The organism is Rhizobium sp. Leaf453 (genome assembly GCF_001425605.1).
Taxonomy (GTDB): domain Bacteria; phylum Pseudomonadota; class Alphaproteobacteria; order Rhizobiales; family Rhizobiaceae; genus Pararhizobium.
On sequence record NZ_LMRG01000005.1, the window covers coordinates 139,006 to 155,907 of the forward strand.

The 16,902-nt window shown below is 57.2% G+C and carries 14 protein-coding genes and 1 pseudogene; 5 read left to right on the top strand and 10 right to left on the bottom strand.

Annotated elements, in window-relative coordinates:
- Positions 1-824: 824 nt before the first annotated feature.
- A complete protein-coding gene (locus ASG68_RS32965) occupies positions 825-1,016 on the top strand; it encodes a DUF6894 family protein (RefSeq protein ID WP_413813995.1) in 192 nt (63 codons plus the stop codon).
- Here the strand turns inward: ASG68_RS32965 and ASG68_RS08490 are convergent.
- Positions 964-1,287 (bottom strand): SDR family oxidoreductase, encoded by a 324-nt coding sequence (locus ASG68_RS08490; protein ID WP_413813997.1) that lies wholly within the window; start codon positions 1,285-1,287, stop codon positions 964-966. The genes ASG68_RS32965 and ASG68_RS08490 overlap by 53 nt on opposite strands.
- A gap of 607 nt (positions 1,288-1,894) precedes the next feature.
- Between ASG68_RS08490 and ASG68_RS08495 the strand changes: the two genes are divergently transcribed.
- Positions 1,895-4,939: a calcium-binding protein gene (locus ASG68_RS08495; protein WP_062609379.1), complete on the top strand. Its 3,045-nt coding sequence runs from the start codon at positions 1,895-1,897 to the stop codon at positions 4,937-4,939.
- 137 nt (positions 4,940-5,076) lie between these two features.
- Here ASG68_RS08495 and ASG68_RS08500 read toward each other — a convergent pair whose 3' ends face one another.
- The 6 genes from ASG68_RS08500 to ASG68_RS08525 form a co-directional block, all read right to left on the bottom strand.
- A complete protein-coding gene (locus ASG68_RS08500; protein WP_082553971.1) occupies positions 5,077-5,703 on the bottom strand; it encodes a LysE family translocator in 627 nt (208 codons plus the stop codon).
- A 69-nt stretch (positions 5,704-5,772) separates the two neighbouring features.
- Positions 5,773-6,597: an anti-sigma factor family protein gene (locus ASG68_RS08505; RefSeq protein WP_062609382.1), complete on the bottom strand. Its 825-nt coding sequence runs from the start codon at positions 6,595-6,597 to the stop codon at positions 5,773-5,775.
- On the bottom strand, positions 6,594-7,097 hold the full coding sequence (locus ASG68_RS08510) for a sigma-70 family RNA polymerase sigma factor (RefSeq protein WP_320416504.1): 504 nt from the start codon (positions 7,095-7,097) through the stop codon (positions 6,594-6,596). The genes ASG68_RS08505 and ASG68_RS08510 overlap by 4 nt, the downstream gene beginning before the upstream one ends.
- A 526-nt stretch (positions 7,098-7,623) precedes the next feature.
- The gene (locus ASG68_RS08515; RefSeq protein WP_413813996.1) at positions 7,624-8,043 is read right to left on the bottom strand and encodes a hypothetical protein; all 420 of its coding nucleotides are present in this window, start codon (positions 8,041-8,043) and stop codon (positions 7,624-7,626) included.
- A gap of 87 nt (positions 8,044-8,130) precedes the next feature.
- Positions 8,131-8,382, bottom strand: coding sequence for a hypothetical protein (locus ASG68_RS08520; protein ID WP_062579176.1), 252 nt, complete (start codon positions 8,380-8,382; stop codon positions 8,131-8,133).
- 199 nt (positions 8,383-8,581) lie between these two features.
- Positions 8,582-8,914: a hypothetical protein gene (locus ASG68_RS08525; protein WP_062609384.1), complete on the bottom strand. Its 333-nt coding sequence runs from the start codon at positions 8,912-8,914 to the stop codon at positions 8,582-8,584.
- A gap of 419 nt (positions 8,915-9,333) precedes the next feature.
- Between ASG68_RS08525 and ASG68_RS08530 the strand changes: the two genes are divergently transcribed.
- Both ASG68_RS08530 and ASG68_RS32220 read left to right on the top strand, forming a co-directional pair.
- On the top strand, positions 9,334-9,576 hold the full coding sequence (locus tag ASG68_RS08530; RefSeq protein WP_062609499.1) for a hypothetical protein: 243 nt from the start codon (positions 9,334-9,336) through the stop codon (positions 9,574-9,576).
- 206 nt (positions 9,577-9,782) lie between these two features.
- Positions 9,783-9,968: pseudogene (locus ASG68_RS32220) on the top strand (IS3 family transposase); the annotation flags it as partial.
- Between the two features lie 212 nt (positions 9,969-10,180).
- Here the strand turns inward: ASG68_RS32220 and ASG68_RS08535 are convergent.
- Positions 10,181-13,000, bottom strand: a complete 2,820-nt coding sequence (locus tag ASG68_RS08535; RefSeq protein ID WP_062609385.1) for a GAF domain-containing protein — start codon at positions 12,998-13,000, stop codon at positions 10,181-10,183.
- A 229-nt stretch (positions 13,001-13,229) separates the two neighbouring features.
- Here ASG68_RS08535 and ASG68_RS08540 point away from each other — a divergent pair, with 229 nt between their 5' ends.
- Positions 13,230-15,407 carry a putative bifunctional diguanylate cyclase/phosphodiesterase gene (locus ASG68_RS08540; RefSeq protein WP_062609387.1) on the top strand — a complete coding sequence of 726 codons (2,178 nt, stop codon included), beginning with the start codon at positions 13,230-13,232 and terminating at the stop codon, positions 15,405-15,407.
- Between the two features lie 122 nt (positions 15,408-15,529).
- Here the strand turns inward: ASG68_RS08540 and ASG68_RS08545 are convergent, their stop codons facing one another.
- Positions 15,530-16,657: a tyrosine-type recombinase/integrase gene (locus tag ASG68_RS08545; RefSeq protein ID WP_062609393.1), complete on the bottom strand. Its 1,128-nt coding sequence runs from the start codon at positions 16,655-16,657 to the stop codon at positions 15,530-15,532.
- Positions 16,654-16,902, bottom strand: coding sequence for a type II toxin-antitoxin system Phd/YefM family antitoxin (locus tag ASG68_RS08550; RefSeq protein ID WP_244484151.1), 249 nt, complete (start codon positions 16,900-16,902; stop codon positions 16,654-16,656). Before ASG68_RS08550 ends, ASG68_RS08545 begins: the two co-directional genes overlap by 4 nt.

Below are 16,902 nucleotides of genomic sequence, written 5' to 3' on the forward strand. Positions count from 1 at the left end.
GCGGCGGGGGACGACGCTGAGGACGCGTGGGTTCCATCACCAAATGGAGGACTGCGCGCGACCGCAAATGAAGGACAGACATCTCGCAGGCGCGGCCCATCTCCTTGGGAAGATCTCCAAAATTCCAAGGACCTCGCAATGGCCAGTGAAGCAGCTCGCGTTGTTGCGGACAAAAAGAAAACGACCGCATTGCTGGAAGCACGTCAAAAGTTGTAGCGCGAGCGCTCGGGAACTAAGCAAACCTTCCAAGGTTCCAGCACCATAACGTGATGGCCGCACGCGCCCCAACCAGATTATCAGCGGATGACGAATGTCGTCGGTGTGCGGACGGCTGCGAACGGCGGCAAAATTGTTTACGTGAAATAGCCGCACGGCCGAAGTTTACCATTAAAGCTTGCTGACCACGGATGAACTGGCAGCAGCGGAGATGTTGAAAGGGCCGGAGTGCGAACGCCGGCTTTTTTCATTTGAATGTGCCACCACCAAAAGAAAAGCCAGCGGCTTTGGGGAAAGCGGCTGGCCTTAGAGCCGATACCAGCGGGGGACCGGCATCGGCGAGAGAGCGCGAGGGGGATACGCTCTTGGGATGGAAACTCACCATGTTTCAGTTAGTTCCGTGCTTTCATCCAGTCTTGTTGGAAACTGTCGCTGCGACAATGGGCGACTGTACGGATTTAAAGGAATTGCCTCGTCTCCTGAAGCGGAACAAAGCCCTGATACCCTAGTAAAGCGCAGTTGGGGCGCGGCGCTTTTGCCAATGCTTTAGCGCACCAGGCAAATCGCCCCGACCCGACGGGGTCTATGTCGGCAAAGGGGACGTATTTGTGCCGCTGTACTACTTCGTTGTTCGCTGTGCCGATGAAATGGACGAGGATGAAGAGCGTCTCGAATTTCCAGATCAGGACGCAGCGATTGCCGATGCAAGGATATGTTTGCTGGACATGGCCCGCGAGGCGGCCCGGCTCAACATCCACCTCGTGACTGCCAATACATCGCTACGACGACATCCCGGCTGAGGGAGCGGGCGATTTCGATAGATGCGGTCCGCACGATCTGATCAAGGGCAGCCTTTGCCTTGCGATAGGAAATCCATCCACCCAACCGATTGTCACCGATCGAGCCAACGCGGGCCGACTGGAACGCGATGATGCTTCGACCTTCGCGCGCCATCTTTGGCGTAAAGTGTTTCAGGACGAGCGCCGGTCCTACGGGGTTCACTGAAAACTGCGCCATGAAGGCATCCGGGTTGAGGTGCCGGATGGACTTTTCTGGTGAAAAATCTCCGATCTCAAGAGCACCGGTTGCACAAAAAGGAAATCGAGCCGATTTTCAATTAGTGATGCGGCACGCGCTATGCTGTCTTCATCAGTGATATCAACCTCTCCTGCCCGCCGCGGAAGCGTCAATAGCTGCGCGCGCCATTCACCGACGCCGATCGCAACGGCAACGGCTGCGCCGATCCACTGCTTGCACCGATCACAAGTGCTCGATATACCGTTTGAAGGGAAAGCATCGACATCGATTGTCGAGTCATTGTCGGGCCTCTGTCTAGAAACCATTCCACAGAGAGCGCTTGACCGTCGGTTTTTCAACCCGGCGCTACGAGCGTGATGTCGGCGCAGCCATAAGTTCCTTCGCTCTCTGTCGGGCAGATTCAGCTGCTTCCCGCAATGCCCTTGATCTTGCACGCGCCGAACTTTGTCGAGAGCTCCGAAAGAGCGCTAGCTCCGCGCGCCTGCCATGAGGCTGAAATAAATATTGTCTTTCCGCGAATAAACCACCCAGTCCCGCGGTTTTCTATCAGGAAGTGTCCGATTGGCGCCACACCGTTTTGCGTCGACGGCCCCTTGCTCAGGCATGAGCACGGCTAACCTCTGGATGAAGGGACGTTCATATGGCAATCAATTATTTCAATGCGGCGACACAGTTTTCAAACGAGTTTCAACAACTGTTAGGTTTTGCAGGAGGCACCGAGGGCAACGATTTTCTCTATGACTACGACAATGCAAGCCAATGGGTCTCCGGACGGGGCGGCAACGACCTGATCTACGGCAGAGGCGGGACAGACCGCTTATTTGGCGACGACGGAGACGATCAGATTTCAGGGGGCAACGGCGCCAAACACATTTCCGGCGGAAATGGCAATGACATCCTTTACTCATCCGTTGACTATTTCAACACTCGCAATACTCGATGGGCCGACCACCTTGATGGAGGATCGGGTAACGATACCGCTTATGCCAGCACGACTGCAGGCAAGAACGATCTTCTGTGGGGAGGCGATGGTTTCGACACGCTGATCTACCAGACGTCCCAGCGTGTTTTCATGGACCTCCGCGTAAACGATATCAACGCTGAGGCGGGTTATGCGATCGGCGCGCAGATCGGCACCGATGACGTCGGCAATTTCGAAAAGATCGTCACCGGCTCCGGCGACGACGAAATCTTCGGCAACTATGCCGACAACATCATCGATGGTGGCGGCGGTCCCGACAAGCTGTGGGGCGACGGTGGCAATGACAGCCTTTATGGTGCTGCGGGCAATGATCAGCTTTTCGGTTGGTTCGGCAACGACCTGCTGTCCGGCGGCGCAAACGAGGACGAGTTGTACGGCGAGCAGGGCGACGACAAGCTCTATGGTGACGACGGCAATGACAAGATGTGGGGCGGGGATGGCAACGACCAGCTGTTCGGCTGGTGGGGTAATGATCTGCTGTCCGGCGGACAGAACAACGATGTGCTTAACGGCGAACAGGGTGATGACACGCTTTACGGGGACGAAGGCAACGACAATCTCTATGGCGGCGACGGCAATGATCTGCTTGCCGGGTGGGTTGGATCCGACATTCTTGATGGCGGGCTTGGCAATGATCAGATCCTTGGCGAGCAAGACAACGATTTTCTCTACGGCCACGAAGGCAACGATTCGCTTGATGGTGGTGCCGGCGACGATGAGCTTTACGGTTGGATCGGCGCCGACACGCTGATCGGCGGGCTCGGAAAGGACACGTTGGCGGGCGAACAGAACGACGACATCCTTTACGGCCAAGACGGCAACGATACGCTCTTCGGCAACGAGGACAATGACACGCTTTTTGGCGGCATCGGAAACGACACGCTTTACGGCGGCACGGGCAACGACGTGCTGGCTGGTGAGCAGGACGACGACGTGCTTGCCGGCAACGAGGGTGACGACAACCTGGCCGGCAACGATGGCAATGACCAGTTGTTCGGCTGGGTTGGTATCGACACGCTGAACGGCAATGCGGGCAACGACATACTCTATGGCGAGCAGGATAATGACTACCTGTTCGGCGAGAACGGCGAAGATCTGCTTTACGGCGGCGACGGCAACGACGATCTCAAGGGCGGCGCAGGCATCGACACCCTCTATGGCGACGCCGGCAACGATGCGCTGAACGGCGAGCTGGATAATGATGTCCTGTGGGGAGGGGCGGGTGACGACACCGGTTATGGCGGCGAGGGGAATGATGCGCTGAACGGGGAGGCCGGCTCCGACACGCTGTATGGCGGCAAAGGCAACGACACGATCTCCGGCGACGAGGATTCCGATGTGCTTTATGGCGAAGCCGGGACGGATATCCTGTATGGGGACGCTGGCAATGACGTGCTGGTTGGCGGCTCGAGCGCCGACAGGTTGTACGGTAGCAGCGGCACAGATGCGGCATCCTATGCCGGCGCGACGAAGGGCGTCGTCGCCAGCCTTTCCAACGCCTCGCTAAATACCAACGATGCGAAGGGTGATCGCTATTCGTCAATCGAGAACCTAGTCGGCACGAGCCATGATGACGTGCTCACGGGTAACACGGGCACGAATACCCTGAGTGGGGGGAGTGGCAACGACAAGCTAATCGGTGGTGTTGGCGCCGATCGGTTGTCCGGCGGCAGCGGCACGGATACGGCCTCCTATTCCGGCGCGGTGAAGGGCGTCGTCGCCAGCCTTTTCGACGCATCGCTGAATACCAACGATGCGAAGGGCGATCGTTATTCGTCGATCGAGAACCTGGCCGGCACGGGTTATAGCGACAGGCTGACCGGTGACGGAGGCGCCAACACACTCAGCGGAGGCAGCGGCAACGACACGCTGATCGGTGGCCGAGGAGCCGACAAACTCGTTGGCAGTAGCGGTTCGGATACCGCCTCATATTCCGGTGCGACGAAGGGGATTGTCGCAAGCCTTGTCAATTCATCGCTGAATACCAACGATGCGTTGGGCGACATATATTCATCGATTGAGAACCTCGCCGGCACAAACTACAGCGACCGCCTGACCGGTGACGCAGGCGTCAACACCCTGAGCGGAGGCAGTGGTAACGACACGCTGATCGGTGGTGCCGGAGCCGACCGACTGTCGGGTAGCAGCGGCACAGACAGCGCCTCTTATTCCGGAGCGACAAAGGGCGTTGTCGCAAGCCTTTCCAACGTGACACTGAACACCAACGACGCGAAAGGCGATACCTACTCGTCGATCGAGAACCTCGTTGGCTCGAGCTATAATGACGTGTTGACCGGAGACGCTGGCGCCAACTCCATTTGGGGGAGTTCAGGCAATGACAGACTCTATGGCGGTCTCGGAAAAGACCTGCTTGTCGGCGGTTCGGGCAAGGACGTGTTTGTCTTCGATACGAAGCTCGCCTCGACGAACATTGATGAGATCAGCGATTTTATCACGCTTGACGATACAATCCGCCTCGACGACGACATTTTTACCAAGGCTGGCGCGGTCGGCAGCCTTGGTAATTCCGCGTTCTACGTCGGTACCAAGGCACATGATACGTCCGATCGCATTATCTACGACAAGGCTCTCGGCGCGCTTTGGTACGATGCCGATGGCAGTGGTAGTGGCCAGGCCGTGCAGTTCGCGCTGCTGGATAAGGGTCTTAGCCTGACGGCCGCGGATTTCTATATCATCGCCTGAGGTCTTCATAAGGGGTCCCACGAAAACCGGAGGCCGCGCGCAGATTTGGCGCGGCCTCCGGTCCACGGCGCCTCGGGAAGGGGTTCTGCGAGGAGTATTGTCGCCCTTGAAAACACGATCTGGCAGAAGGTTCGCCCTTAGAGGCCGACCTGGCTCAAGCCGGCACAGCTCTTGAGCAACATCGACAATCCGAAAATGGCGAGAAAGATCGCAGCCCCGCGGTTCGCCAGGGTCAGCGCGCCAAGGGTCAATCGTTGCCTGAGCCGCGACAGGCCTATGCTGAGCAGCAGCCACCAAGCAAACGAGCCGAGGAAAACGCCGATGGGCAAAAGCCCGCCTGGCGCCGCTATCTGGCTTGAGAACGCGGCCAGCGCCGCCGCGCACAGCGCCGGCGTCACCGGGTTGAGAAAGCCGAAGCCAATCGCGCTACAATAGGCGCGGCTGAAACTCGGCTGGATGCCGCCTGGCGTGACGGCAACGAGTTCGCGCCGCCAAAGTCTGGCCGCGAAATAAAGGAGCAGCAATCCGGCTGCAAAGGCCAGGAAACTTGCGTTCTCCGGACGGCTCATGATCTGCATCCCACCGACGAATGCCAGTGTACTGTAAGTCAGGTGAACCGTAGCGACGCCGAGACCGGATGCAATGCCGGCGCGCATGCCGTCCGCCAGCGTGCGTTCAACGCACATCATGCTGGTCGGACCGAACGGAGCTGCAATCGATAATCCGGCGCCCGCACCCGCCAGTAGACATGCAATTTCGCTCATGGATACCCCCGCCTCTCTGGTTGATTAAACCGGGAGCTGCAGAGGTTTATTCGCGTGGAGCGGAAATTATTATTGAGATCCGGAGAGCGTCTTTTCGTAGAGCGCGGCGAAGGAAGACAATTCCGCGGGATTGAGGTCTGACACGGCCCAGTAGGTCAGGTCACCTACGGTCCACCGCCGGACATTCGTGCCGTCGACGACGTTTGAAGCGCTCACCGCCATCCCACTGGACGTCGTGACGGTGACACTGATCGTGTGCTGCCGGCGCTTGAAGACCATGGTCGGAACCACCTGTCCGCTGATGACATCCACCCGCCCGCCAACGAGCGGAAAGCCCTGTGCGGAAAAGTCCGGCGCTGTCGGCGCAATGGTCGTCTTTCCGTTGAACCATGGCTTCACGACATGGCTTTGCGAGGAGGCGATGTCGAACGGCTGTGGAGCGATCAGGCCTCTCAGATGGGCGGCAAGGATTTCGTGTTCGATCGTCGAGACCTGCCGCTCCTCCTGGGACAGATACATCACATAGCCACCAGCGAGGCCGCCTGCCGCGACCCCGATCACGAGCGAAGCCGCCATCGATCGCCAAGGTGTGGCAGCTCGGGAATTAGCCCCCAGCATAGAGGCGTTCTCGTCGATACGCTCGTCCGTAGCCCCATCGTCACCGGTCACATCAAGCGAAAGCGAGGCGATGACGGTGCTGCGCAAGCTGTCCGGTACCGGGTTGCCAGGGAGTGCATCTGTCAGATCGGAGGAAAGGTTCGCCAGGCGGCGCATCATTGCGGCCAGTTCCGGTTCCCTATCGATCCTGTCCTGCATCGACAGCGCTTCGCCCGGTGACAGTTCTCCATCGTGATAGGCATTCAGTAAAAGAAGGGTCTGATTGTCGATCGTCAATGGTCTGTCTCCTTCAATAGAGACAGAAGCGACTGCCTGGCTTTGGCGAGACGCGACATGACGGTTCCGGTAGGCACATTGCTGATTGCCGCAATCTCCCGATAGCTCAGTCCGTGAAATTCTCTGAGCACGAGCGTTTCTCTGAGATGCAGCGGCAGTTTCTCCACGGCATTTTTTAACGCGACCGAGCGCTGTTTGGCAAGAAGCAGGTCTTCCGGCGTCGGCACTGCGGCAACCAGGATGCCGCCCGTTTCGACCTCGTGCTGTGCCTCAATCGGCATGTCTTCGAGTGAGACGAGCTTGGACGGCCGGTGACGCTGCAGCCAGGAATAGGCTGCGTTGCGAACGATGGTCAGGAACCAGGCCCGCGCATTGCCTTCGGCAAAGTTTTCGATAGCGCGATAGGCCCTGATGCATGCTTCCTGCACCACGTCTTCCGCATCCGATGCGCTGCCGGTCAACCAGCGCGCGAGGCGATAGCCTTCATCGAGACGAGGCAATACGATCTGCGCAAAACGTGCTTTGGCTAAAGTCGTCAATGGTTCGCGTAATCAAAAAGACAAAAACATCGGTGTCAGCCTCTCGAAGGTTTCGCCCCCGACAGGTTGCGTGAATAAAAGGACGCTGAACTCTGCGGGCAAGTCAACTTAAAAGAGCAGAGTGAGCGACAGTTCACTGCCTGTTGTAAAACAACGTGGGTCTCGAAACACGGAAGTCAAGTCGGCAATGGCAGGAAGTCGATGGCCGTTCCAGGGCGTAGGGATGGTTACGACGCCTTGCCCCTGGCGGACCTGCGAAGTTATTAGCTCGGATCTCATCGCACAGCCTCATCTAACAAAAATCCAGAACTCCAGTTGCACCGGTTAAATACCCGACGCAGCCTTAGGACCCCTAAATTATCGCCTCCGCAGGCTGAATATCTTGAGGACCTTTACCGAGACGCTGGCTTTTCCTCGACCGCGCCTCAATTAAAATATTTCGTCCGCACTGGTCTTGAACATCGAAAAGGTCGGATAAAGTCGCGATTTACACCTGCACAGGCTTGATCGTCGCCACGGATATGTTGCCATCCAGAACACCTCTAGCGAGATCGCGACGACCGTGTTCGAGCTCGATCACAGTATAGAGTTTTTCCAATCTGAAGGCACTCGCATGGCTGGTCGTAACGTCTTCCGCCGGAGCGCTGTCCACCTCCATGAAATCCAGCTCGCGCTGGGATGCAACAATTCGTGCATCCCCCGCTGTTTTGGCCGCAACCACGACAACGCCTTGGTTCGGAGAATTGTCCCACCGTGGATCAGTTGGAGCGGCGGTCGGCTCTAGCCGGTAGACATTGGGAAGCTCGACGGCTGTCTCCTCTGTCGTCGTGGCATCACGTATTTGCTCCTGGCTCTCGACGGAGAGCCCGAACTCGGTCTGGTCGGTGTCATGGTTCGTTGATGCCAAATGGGTCTGACCGCTGGTCGAAGCCGATGCTATCCTGCTTGCTTCTGCTTGCGCTCGATTGGCGCTCGGATCGGCATCTGTTCCGCCTTACGCATTGGGGATCGTGTCAACGACCCGTGTTTCCGGACGATCGCCACCGGATACATGTTCAGTTTGCCACTGGCCGTCCACAGTTTCGAAGCTGATGTCCGCATCTTCTCCACCAAGTTGCTGTCGCAACGACGCAGCTTTTGCCGCCGCCAAAGCTGTGGCATGGTCTGGGAAAGGCTCGGACCAGACATCGTTGACACGATACGCATATCCGCCGTCATGTTCGCCGATCTGATACGTCAAAGGCATGGGATTCTCCGGTTACAGGGTTTAGGCATTTGATCACCTGAAGACGTTGAGCCGTTCCATCGGATGGTGCAGCGGATAATGCCGATGGGCGCTAGCAGGTAAACGCGATCATTCCGCATGACATGCCGCCAACCCATTGTCAGCGAATGTTCTGCCAGTGTCGTCGTCGTGTTTCGAGACCGCGGTCCCCGGCAAGCAATCAGCGTGTCGCGCCCATCAAAAAGGCGATTGCTCCAATCATTACGGCCACCATCAATGGCCTGTCGCGACGTGTTCTGGCAATCTCCTCGATGGCCAAACGTCCGACCCGTGGTACCCCCTTCACGACAGCATCCTGAAGCCGTGCGACTTCTGTCTGCAGGGCGTTGACTTCTTCCTGCTCCTTCCAAAGTCGATTGGCGGCCAACGCTTCATCGACGAGAGGTGCGGGCGCACCCGACGTAGATTCCTCCTTAAATCCAGTTTGTGCCTGGCGCGCTTGCTCTTGCTCGAATGAGCGCGCGGCAGGAGATCTTTTTTCAATGTCTGGCATCCAAACGTCCTCGAAAAGAGTGATGTGGGAGCGAACGACGATCACCAGTCAACCATGCTAGGAGTGGTGCGTACTGGTCGACGTCGACAGGTGCTCACGAGCTTTCAACTCGCAGAATGCCCACGTGTTCCACTGTGCCCTGACTCGGTTGAAAAAAGTCATGAGGTTAGGCTCCTCTGCCGCACATTGCCGCATAATGGCGCTGGCGCTTACTGGAAAGCCGCCGGGATTCTCAGCCAGGCATCTCCACCCCTATCCGGCTATAAGAATGACCCACGTAAAACCGGCGTTTGAAGCGAGGCGTGAGGAACAACGCCAACGGTTTTGTGTTTATCTTCCTCAAAGCGAATTTGAGACGAAGCAAGAGCTGGCTGGGCCTAAGTTTGTGGGGGCGGTCAAACTCTCGAGAGGACCGCAGGATGGTCAGCAATCACAGCAGACGGGTAGACGTATACATCGTGTCACAGGCTGTCGCCGCTTGGTGTGAGTTCTATGAAGTCGATCCGGGCGAGAAGGAGCTTGAGGCGCTCGCCGAGGCGGCAACCCAGCTCTACCTTGATGGCCGCCAATCGGCTGATGACTTAGCCACTGGCCTCATCGGTACATATATCGGCCCCTGGTCGTTGGTGATCAACGCTCCGACGTCAGCTTCTGTACACTGATTGGTGTGATGTTCAGGGTTCAAAGGATAACATTGAGATCGCCAAATGCGATATGTGACTGAAGGCATCGGCCCGGGCGGTCAAGCCAGTCGTGACCCGCGTCCGATAAGGCAGAGTGTTGGTTTCGACGCAGAACTGAGCCGGTGGAGATGCGGACGACACCCTGGACCAGGAGCAGGTAGTTCAGGTATTCTCATGCAGAGAGAATTCGGGCGGTCGAGCTGTATATCAGCTCGGCAAGCGGTTTAGGCGACGATCCGCCAATTAGTTTATCCGGCCAAGAATGCGTTGAGAAACTGGTACCGAGAATGCGAGCAGCATTGAGACTTGCACGTTCATTGTGTGGCTCGCGCGCCGAAGTTTCTGAGGCCCAGAAGCGAGTGGCAGTTGAGTAATATCGCACTCACGATCGCCGTATCTTTTCAACGATGAGAGGTGTTCACCGTCAGCGCGAGCTTGAGAGAACAGCTCACATTGGGGTTTTTCGCGAAGGACATTCGGGTCCGCAACCCCTGCAGTCTGGACAATCTGGCAGCCGCGCTGAATGACCTGAACATCTTTCCGGTATTGGGCAACTGAGTACGCTGATGGTGAGAAACTGAGATTAGCTGCGGTCGGAAAAAGCCACGCTATTACCGACTGCACCAGCGACCTTAGTCTTGTCAATTAAATCCCGGACCCGCTTCGCTAATGTCTTCACGTCGAATGGTTTGGTCATAACCTCCATTCCTGACTCGAGGTGACCTTGATTGAGTACAGCACTTTCGGCGTATCCGGTTATGAACAAAACCGGCAAGTTCGGTACTTTATTGCGAACCACACTGGCCAGTTGCCGGCCATTCATCCCGTTTGGGAGGCCCACATCCGTCAGTAGCAAATGTATCTCCTGACCAGACTCGATGATTTTAAGCGCTCCTGCCGCGTCATCTGATTCAATTACTACATAACCAAGCTCATTTAGCTCGTCAGCCGTCACCATGCGAATAAGCGGTTCATCGTCCACCAGTAGAATTGTGTGACTGAGTGGGCTGGAAGCCTCCGTCTCCTCCCGGTTTCCGTCTTCTGCAGCGATCTGGTCCGCACCCCTCGGTATGTAGATGGAAACCGTAGAACCTTTGCCTACCTCAGACAAAATATTAACACCACCTCCAGATTGTCCCGCAAAACCCCAGACCATTGACAGACCTAACCCGGTGCCTTCGCCGATCGGCTTTGTGGTAAAAAACGGATCAAATGCGCGCGCTATGATGTCCGGCGACATGCCTGTGCCTGTGTCGGAAACGGAAATCTCAACAAAGTCGCCAGCTGAAAGACGCAGTAGCCCAGCGGCCCGCTCGTCGAAAGACCGGTTCGCGGTCTTTATCGTCAATACACCGCTGCCTGCCATTGCATCGCGTCCATTGATGCACAGGTTTAGCAGAGCACTCTCGAGTTGCCCCGGATCGACCATCACCGGCCACGCCTGGGGCGCGAAAGCGACGTCAACCTTGACAGCAGGCCCGACGCTGCGAAGGACAAGATCGACCATGGAATCCACGAGTTTGTTCACGTCAGTCGGCTTGGGGGTTAGCGTCTGACGCCTGGAGAACGCCAGCATCCGTTGCGTGAGAGAGGCTCCGCGCTTGGCCGCTCCCGATGCTGCCGTAAGGTAGCGCTCAATCTCGCTGAGGCGGCCTTGTGCTAGACGCGATTGCATGACCTCGAGGCTCCCGATAATTCCACCGAGCAGGTTGTTGAAGTCATGTGCAAGCCCGCCTGTGAGTTGGCCGACTGCCTCCATTTTCTGCGCATGACGAAGTGACTCCTCCGCCGCCATGAGTTCACCTGTTCGCTCAACAACCGTCTCTTCCAAGACATGGTTGGCTCGTCGCAATTCTGCTTGACTGGCCAAAAGCGCGGCTTCAGACCTGACCCTCTCAACATGCGCCCAGGATCGGTCGGTGACTTCCTTTACGAGAGCCAATTCGTACGACGTCCAAGAATGGGGCAATCTATGGTGGACAGCCATGAGAGCAGTCAACTTTCCACCCTTGACGAGGGGCATGCAAATGGTCGCGGCAATGCCGATGTTCTGGAAAGTCGCGGCCTCGTTTGGCGCGATCTCCTTCAGATTGTCATCGATGATAAGCGGTCGACCTGCGGACAGCTCTGTAACGGCTAGCGTTCCAAAATCGCTCAAGCGATAACGCCCCTTGATGTGCTGCGCCCCAGGCGCGGCCCAGTCACCACGAATGGTGAAGCCGTCTTCGTCATCGTCCATATCCGCGTAGGCACAGCTGGAAACGCCGAGGTGTTCTCCCAGCATCTCTGTGGTAGCCGCAAGGATATCGTCCGCATTCGTCAGAATGGAGGTCGCCTTACCAAGCGCGTCCAGGAAATCCAGGCGCGCCGTATATCGCCTTTTCTCGACGTCTGATTTTGCACGCTCGACGGCGGACCACGTCCGTTCTGCAACCTCTGTTGCAAGAGCAATGTCATTGCTGGTCCATTTGTGAGGCAGGGGATGGTGCAGAAAAAGCATAGCCCTGAGACGGCCTTCCTTGATGAGGGGAACTGCCAGAACCGTTCGCGATCCGATGGCGTGAAACGCGACTGCCATATCTCCTACACGCTCATCATTATCAACATCATCGACACACATGACGCGTCCGCCTTTCAGCTCTTCAATGATCGGAGGGCCGAAGTCATTCATTCGGTATGTGCCTGCTACGCTGGGAATTCGACCGTCGGTCCAGTCACGCTCGACAATGATGTGCTCTGCTTGATCATCGACTTCGCCGTAACCGACCCGGGCGATGTCTAGAGCTTTACCGAGCGCTTCAGAGGCGATCGCCATAACTTCGACGGGACTTGCGATGTCCTTCAGCGCCTCTTCCAGGGCGAGATGAAAACTCTGCCTCTCTTGCAGCAGTACCCGTTCCGTCGTCTCGGTCACGGCGCAGAACATTCCGCGCACGACACCAAACCCGTCCCGGACCGGGGAATATGAGAACGTGAACCAGCTGCGTTCGTCATATCCCGCCCGGTTCATGATGAGGGGCAAATCTTCGCTGTAAGTCGCGATGCCATTCATGGCCTTGTCGATCAGCGGATAAATATCGTCCCAAATCTCGTGCCAGATATCCTTAAATTTCGCGCCGAATGCAGCGGGGTGCTTGTTGCCGAGTATTTCGGCATAGGCATCATTGTAGAAAAATGTCAGTTCGTCGCCCCAGGCAACAAACATCGGGAAATGGCTGTCGACCATAAGGGCAATGACCGATGAAAGTGACGGGTCCCAACTTTGCCTCGGGCCCAGGGAATGATGGGCAAGATCGATCGATGTCAGAAGGGCAGCGACCGAGGGGCGACGAATGTCGGCGTTGAGACCCCGGATTTTCAACTCTGATTGTGCTTCGTCCAAACCGATCTTCGGATTAGCCATGCTACGCTCTATGGTTTGTCCAACTTTTCCATCCATCACATAGTCCTAAGACTCGTGATGGCTAGACCAGTTCTGTGCTTTACGCCTGCACATACGATCCGCTTTAGGATTAATTCATGTCGCCTGTGTAGCTTACAAAAAGCAGCGCTTAACGCGGGCATGACGCCATTCTGCAGTTCCCACACGGATCGCGGGAACATGTAATAATGCGTCTCATGAAAGCGTCTCCATGCTGTCCAGTTCATTCACTTCCGCTCGCCGCAAACAATTTTCGGCTGCCTCAATCGCACTCGTTTTCATACTGGTCACTGCTCTCCTGGCAGGGCTGGTCGCGCGATCAATTCAGACCATCACTCACACGGCCGACGCGATCGACGACGCGCGATCGACAGCTGCGGCCGTCGGCGCGCTGCATTCGTTGAGAAAGCAGCTCGGTGCGACGATCCGGGACAATGCGTTTTGGGACGACGCTTTCCAGAAAGTCAGCGCTCCTGAGACCAAGGCGGAATGGATTATTGAGAATTGGGCGTCGACGACAGCTGATTACCCACTCTACGACACGGCGGTCGTTCTGGACGCCAAGGACGAGGTCGTGGTGGCCTACCACAACGGTGAGGATATCGGGAATAAACTCTTGGACTTCTTGGGTAATGGTCTCAATGAGATGCTGGTCGCGGCGCGATCGGCTTCGAAAACCGACCCGATCCCCGTCCACTTCATACGAACGTCCAAAGGTATTGCTCTCATAGGCGCTGCCACAATTCAGCCGAGCGTCATCGACAATACAGTCGACTCTAAAACTTTCCATATTCTCGTATTTGCCAAACACCTCACGGACTCAGCCGTAGCCGAAGTGTCCGAAACTTTTTCGATCGCGGGCCTTACGCTTGATCGGGCTCCTTCCAAAACAAAGCTTTCGGTTCCCCTGACGGACGTGTCTCGGCGTAACGTGGCCTACCTTAACTGGCCGGCGGAACAACCTGGGACTAAAAGTTATCTGACAGTTCGAGGAACGCTGCGTACAGCAGCCGTGATCCTTGTCCTGTTCCTGTGTGCTATCGGCGCGGTCGGTTTTTTCACAGTAGCGAGACTTCGAGCCAACGAGGGCCGAGCACGATTTAAGGCTGAGCATGATGCCCTGACAGGTCTTCTGAATAGGTCTGGACTGATGGAGAAGATGAGGGAAGTCTCAACTAGCTACTCTGACACAGCCGCCATCATGCGGCTTCACTTCATTGATCTGGACGGCTTTAAAGGCGTTAATGACGCATGGGGTCATGCCGTCGGAGACGATTTGATTGTCGGCGTTGCCAATCGCTTGTCTAAGACGCTCCCAAAGGATTCTCTGATCGCACGTTTGGGTGGAGACGAGTTCGCTGTCGTCACAGTTGACGTTAAGACCACGACAAGCTCCCCCACATTGGGTGCGCAAATCCAGATAGCCCTGCAGAGAGTATTTGAACTGGGAGACCGTACAATTGAAATCGGAGCAAGCGTAGGAGTGGCGTCCACGGAAGCCTCCGCGGTCGAAGTGGGAGAACTCATCCGCCGTGCTGACATTGCACTCTACCGCGCCAAAGCTCTGGGTCGTGGCATCACAGTGGAGTTTGAAGACGAATTCGACGCTGATACAAAAGCGCAGGACCACTTGGAGCTTCTACTGCGTCAAACGTTGGCTGGCGATGGTATCGATGTCGCCTATCAGCCCCTGGTTCAGGCAGGATCTGGCGCAATCTGCGGTGTCGAAGCGCTCGCACGGTGGCAGACCCCCGACGGCAAACGATACGGCCCGGACATGTTCATCCCATTGGCGGAAAGATCTGGGCTGATCGATGTACTTGGAATGCAGGTCCTCACGAAGTCGTTGGCTGCCGCGGGCGGCTGGCCGGGGATTTCGCTTTCCGTCAACGTCTCTCCACTACAACTTAAAAACCCAGCGTTTGTGCAGAATGTCCTTGCTGCAGTTGCAAGCGCTGGCTTTGATCCGCGTCGGCTTTGTATTGAAATCACTGAAGGTGTTTTGATTTCCGATCCGGAACAAGCTGGGCGCGCCATCACAGGCCTCCGGCAAGCCGGCATCAAAATCTCTCTCGATGATTTCGGGTCCGGTTACGCAAGCATCGGCACGCTTCGCCAATTCGGGTTCGACCGCATGAAGATCGACCGGTCGCTCATCTTGGCGTTGGACAGCGACGACAATGGCGGTGCAGTTCTCCATGCTACAATAGCACTGGCGAACGCGTTGCATATCCCGGTAACAGCAGAGGGGATCGAAACCGAGGAACAGGCGACAGTGCTCAGGCTCTCTGGTTGCGATGAGTTGCAGGGATACCTATTCAGCAAACCCGTTACCGCCGCGGAGCTGAGTGCGTTCTACTTCGAGAAAAGTTCAACGAGGATTGCCTGACCTGCTGCTATCAGTTCCGACGATACCCAATCGCATCATGTTCGCGGGGCCAAGCGCATCGATGCTGCCACCGCCAGCCGCCAATCTTCAATGGTCATGCCTGGCAACGACACGAGTCAGCTTTACACCAGCCTTGCAGCCCGGCCGCTGCGCCGGGTCGCACTGTTATAATAGTCAGAAGCCTGCTGCACGGAGCGATGACGGGACTGTTCCATCGCCTCGGGCAGCGGAATGCCACGGTTGGCAGCTTCCGTCAGATATCCCGATCGCAACCCGTGCGCCGAAAACTCCGTCGGATCAAGGCCCGCCTTTCGAGCCCGCAACTTGACAATATCGTTGACCGCTTTGGGATCGATTGCGCGGCGAGAAACGTTGCCCCAGCGATCTATCGCCCGGAACACGCTGCCTTTGTCGATCCTGGCAGCAGCAAGCCATGTGTTCAGTGCTTCTACCGGTCGGCCGGTGAGATAGACGATCTCGTCCTGATCGGCGCCGGAGGTTTTCGTGCGGCCAAGATGGACCGCAAGGGAGGGCAGGGGAGGGCCGTTGTCGACTGCCACTGGCGCCTCGACGGTCAGTTGTTCGGTGCGCAGGGCGGCGATCTCGCTGCGGCGGCGCCCGCCGGAGGCAAAGGCGACCATCAGGATCGCGCGGTCACGCAAATCCGGCAGCCTATCGGTGTTGCAGGTTGCAAGCATCCTGGCGAGCACGTCGCCGGTGACCGCCTTGGCGTTTTTGCGCTTTCTGGGGCGTGGCGTCGCCCGCACGGCCAGCCGAATAGCGGACTTGAGAGCAGGGGAGGAAAAGTGTCCGCTCATGCCGCGCCACTTGGTCAATGTTGACCAGGTTGCGAGCCGGCGCCGCACCGTATCGGGAGCGTGAGGCCCTGTCGTTCGCAGAAAACCCTGGTCCCGCAGGCTCCGCTCGACATCGGCCGGCATGCCGTGGTCGAGATCGCTCTCACGCTGTTGTGGTTGCCAGAGGTGATGCGCGACGAATTTGAGAAGCAGCGCCTCTGGCGCCGGCCAGGGCAGGGAGACGTGGGTGGCGGCAAGTGACCAAGCTTGCAGGTAAGCCAGGTCGGAGGTGAGTGCCCGCAACGTGTTGTCGCCCATGCCTTCGTTGACCAGATGCCGCAAGGTTTCGACATCCTGGTCGGTCAGCAGCTCGGCGAGTTCGTCCCTCCGCTCGAGCGGCAACACAGCGGCTATGGTGTCGAGTTCTTGGACGCGGCGATTGACAGCACTCATTTCGGCAGACCGTGTTCGTCGTAGAACTCGTCGTGATTGGAGGTGGTGCCCGCCGGCACGTGGTCACGATCTGCGGCCATCAGCGCCCAGAGCTCGTCCCACAGATCGGTGCCTTTTGTGACTGGGCTCATTTCCGCAACAGGATTGCCATCACGGCAGAACAGGATTTCGTGGCCTTGAGCCACACGCTCGATTAACTCCTCGGCGCGTTCTGCTGCATCGGCAATTTCCACGATGATCTTCAT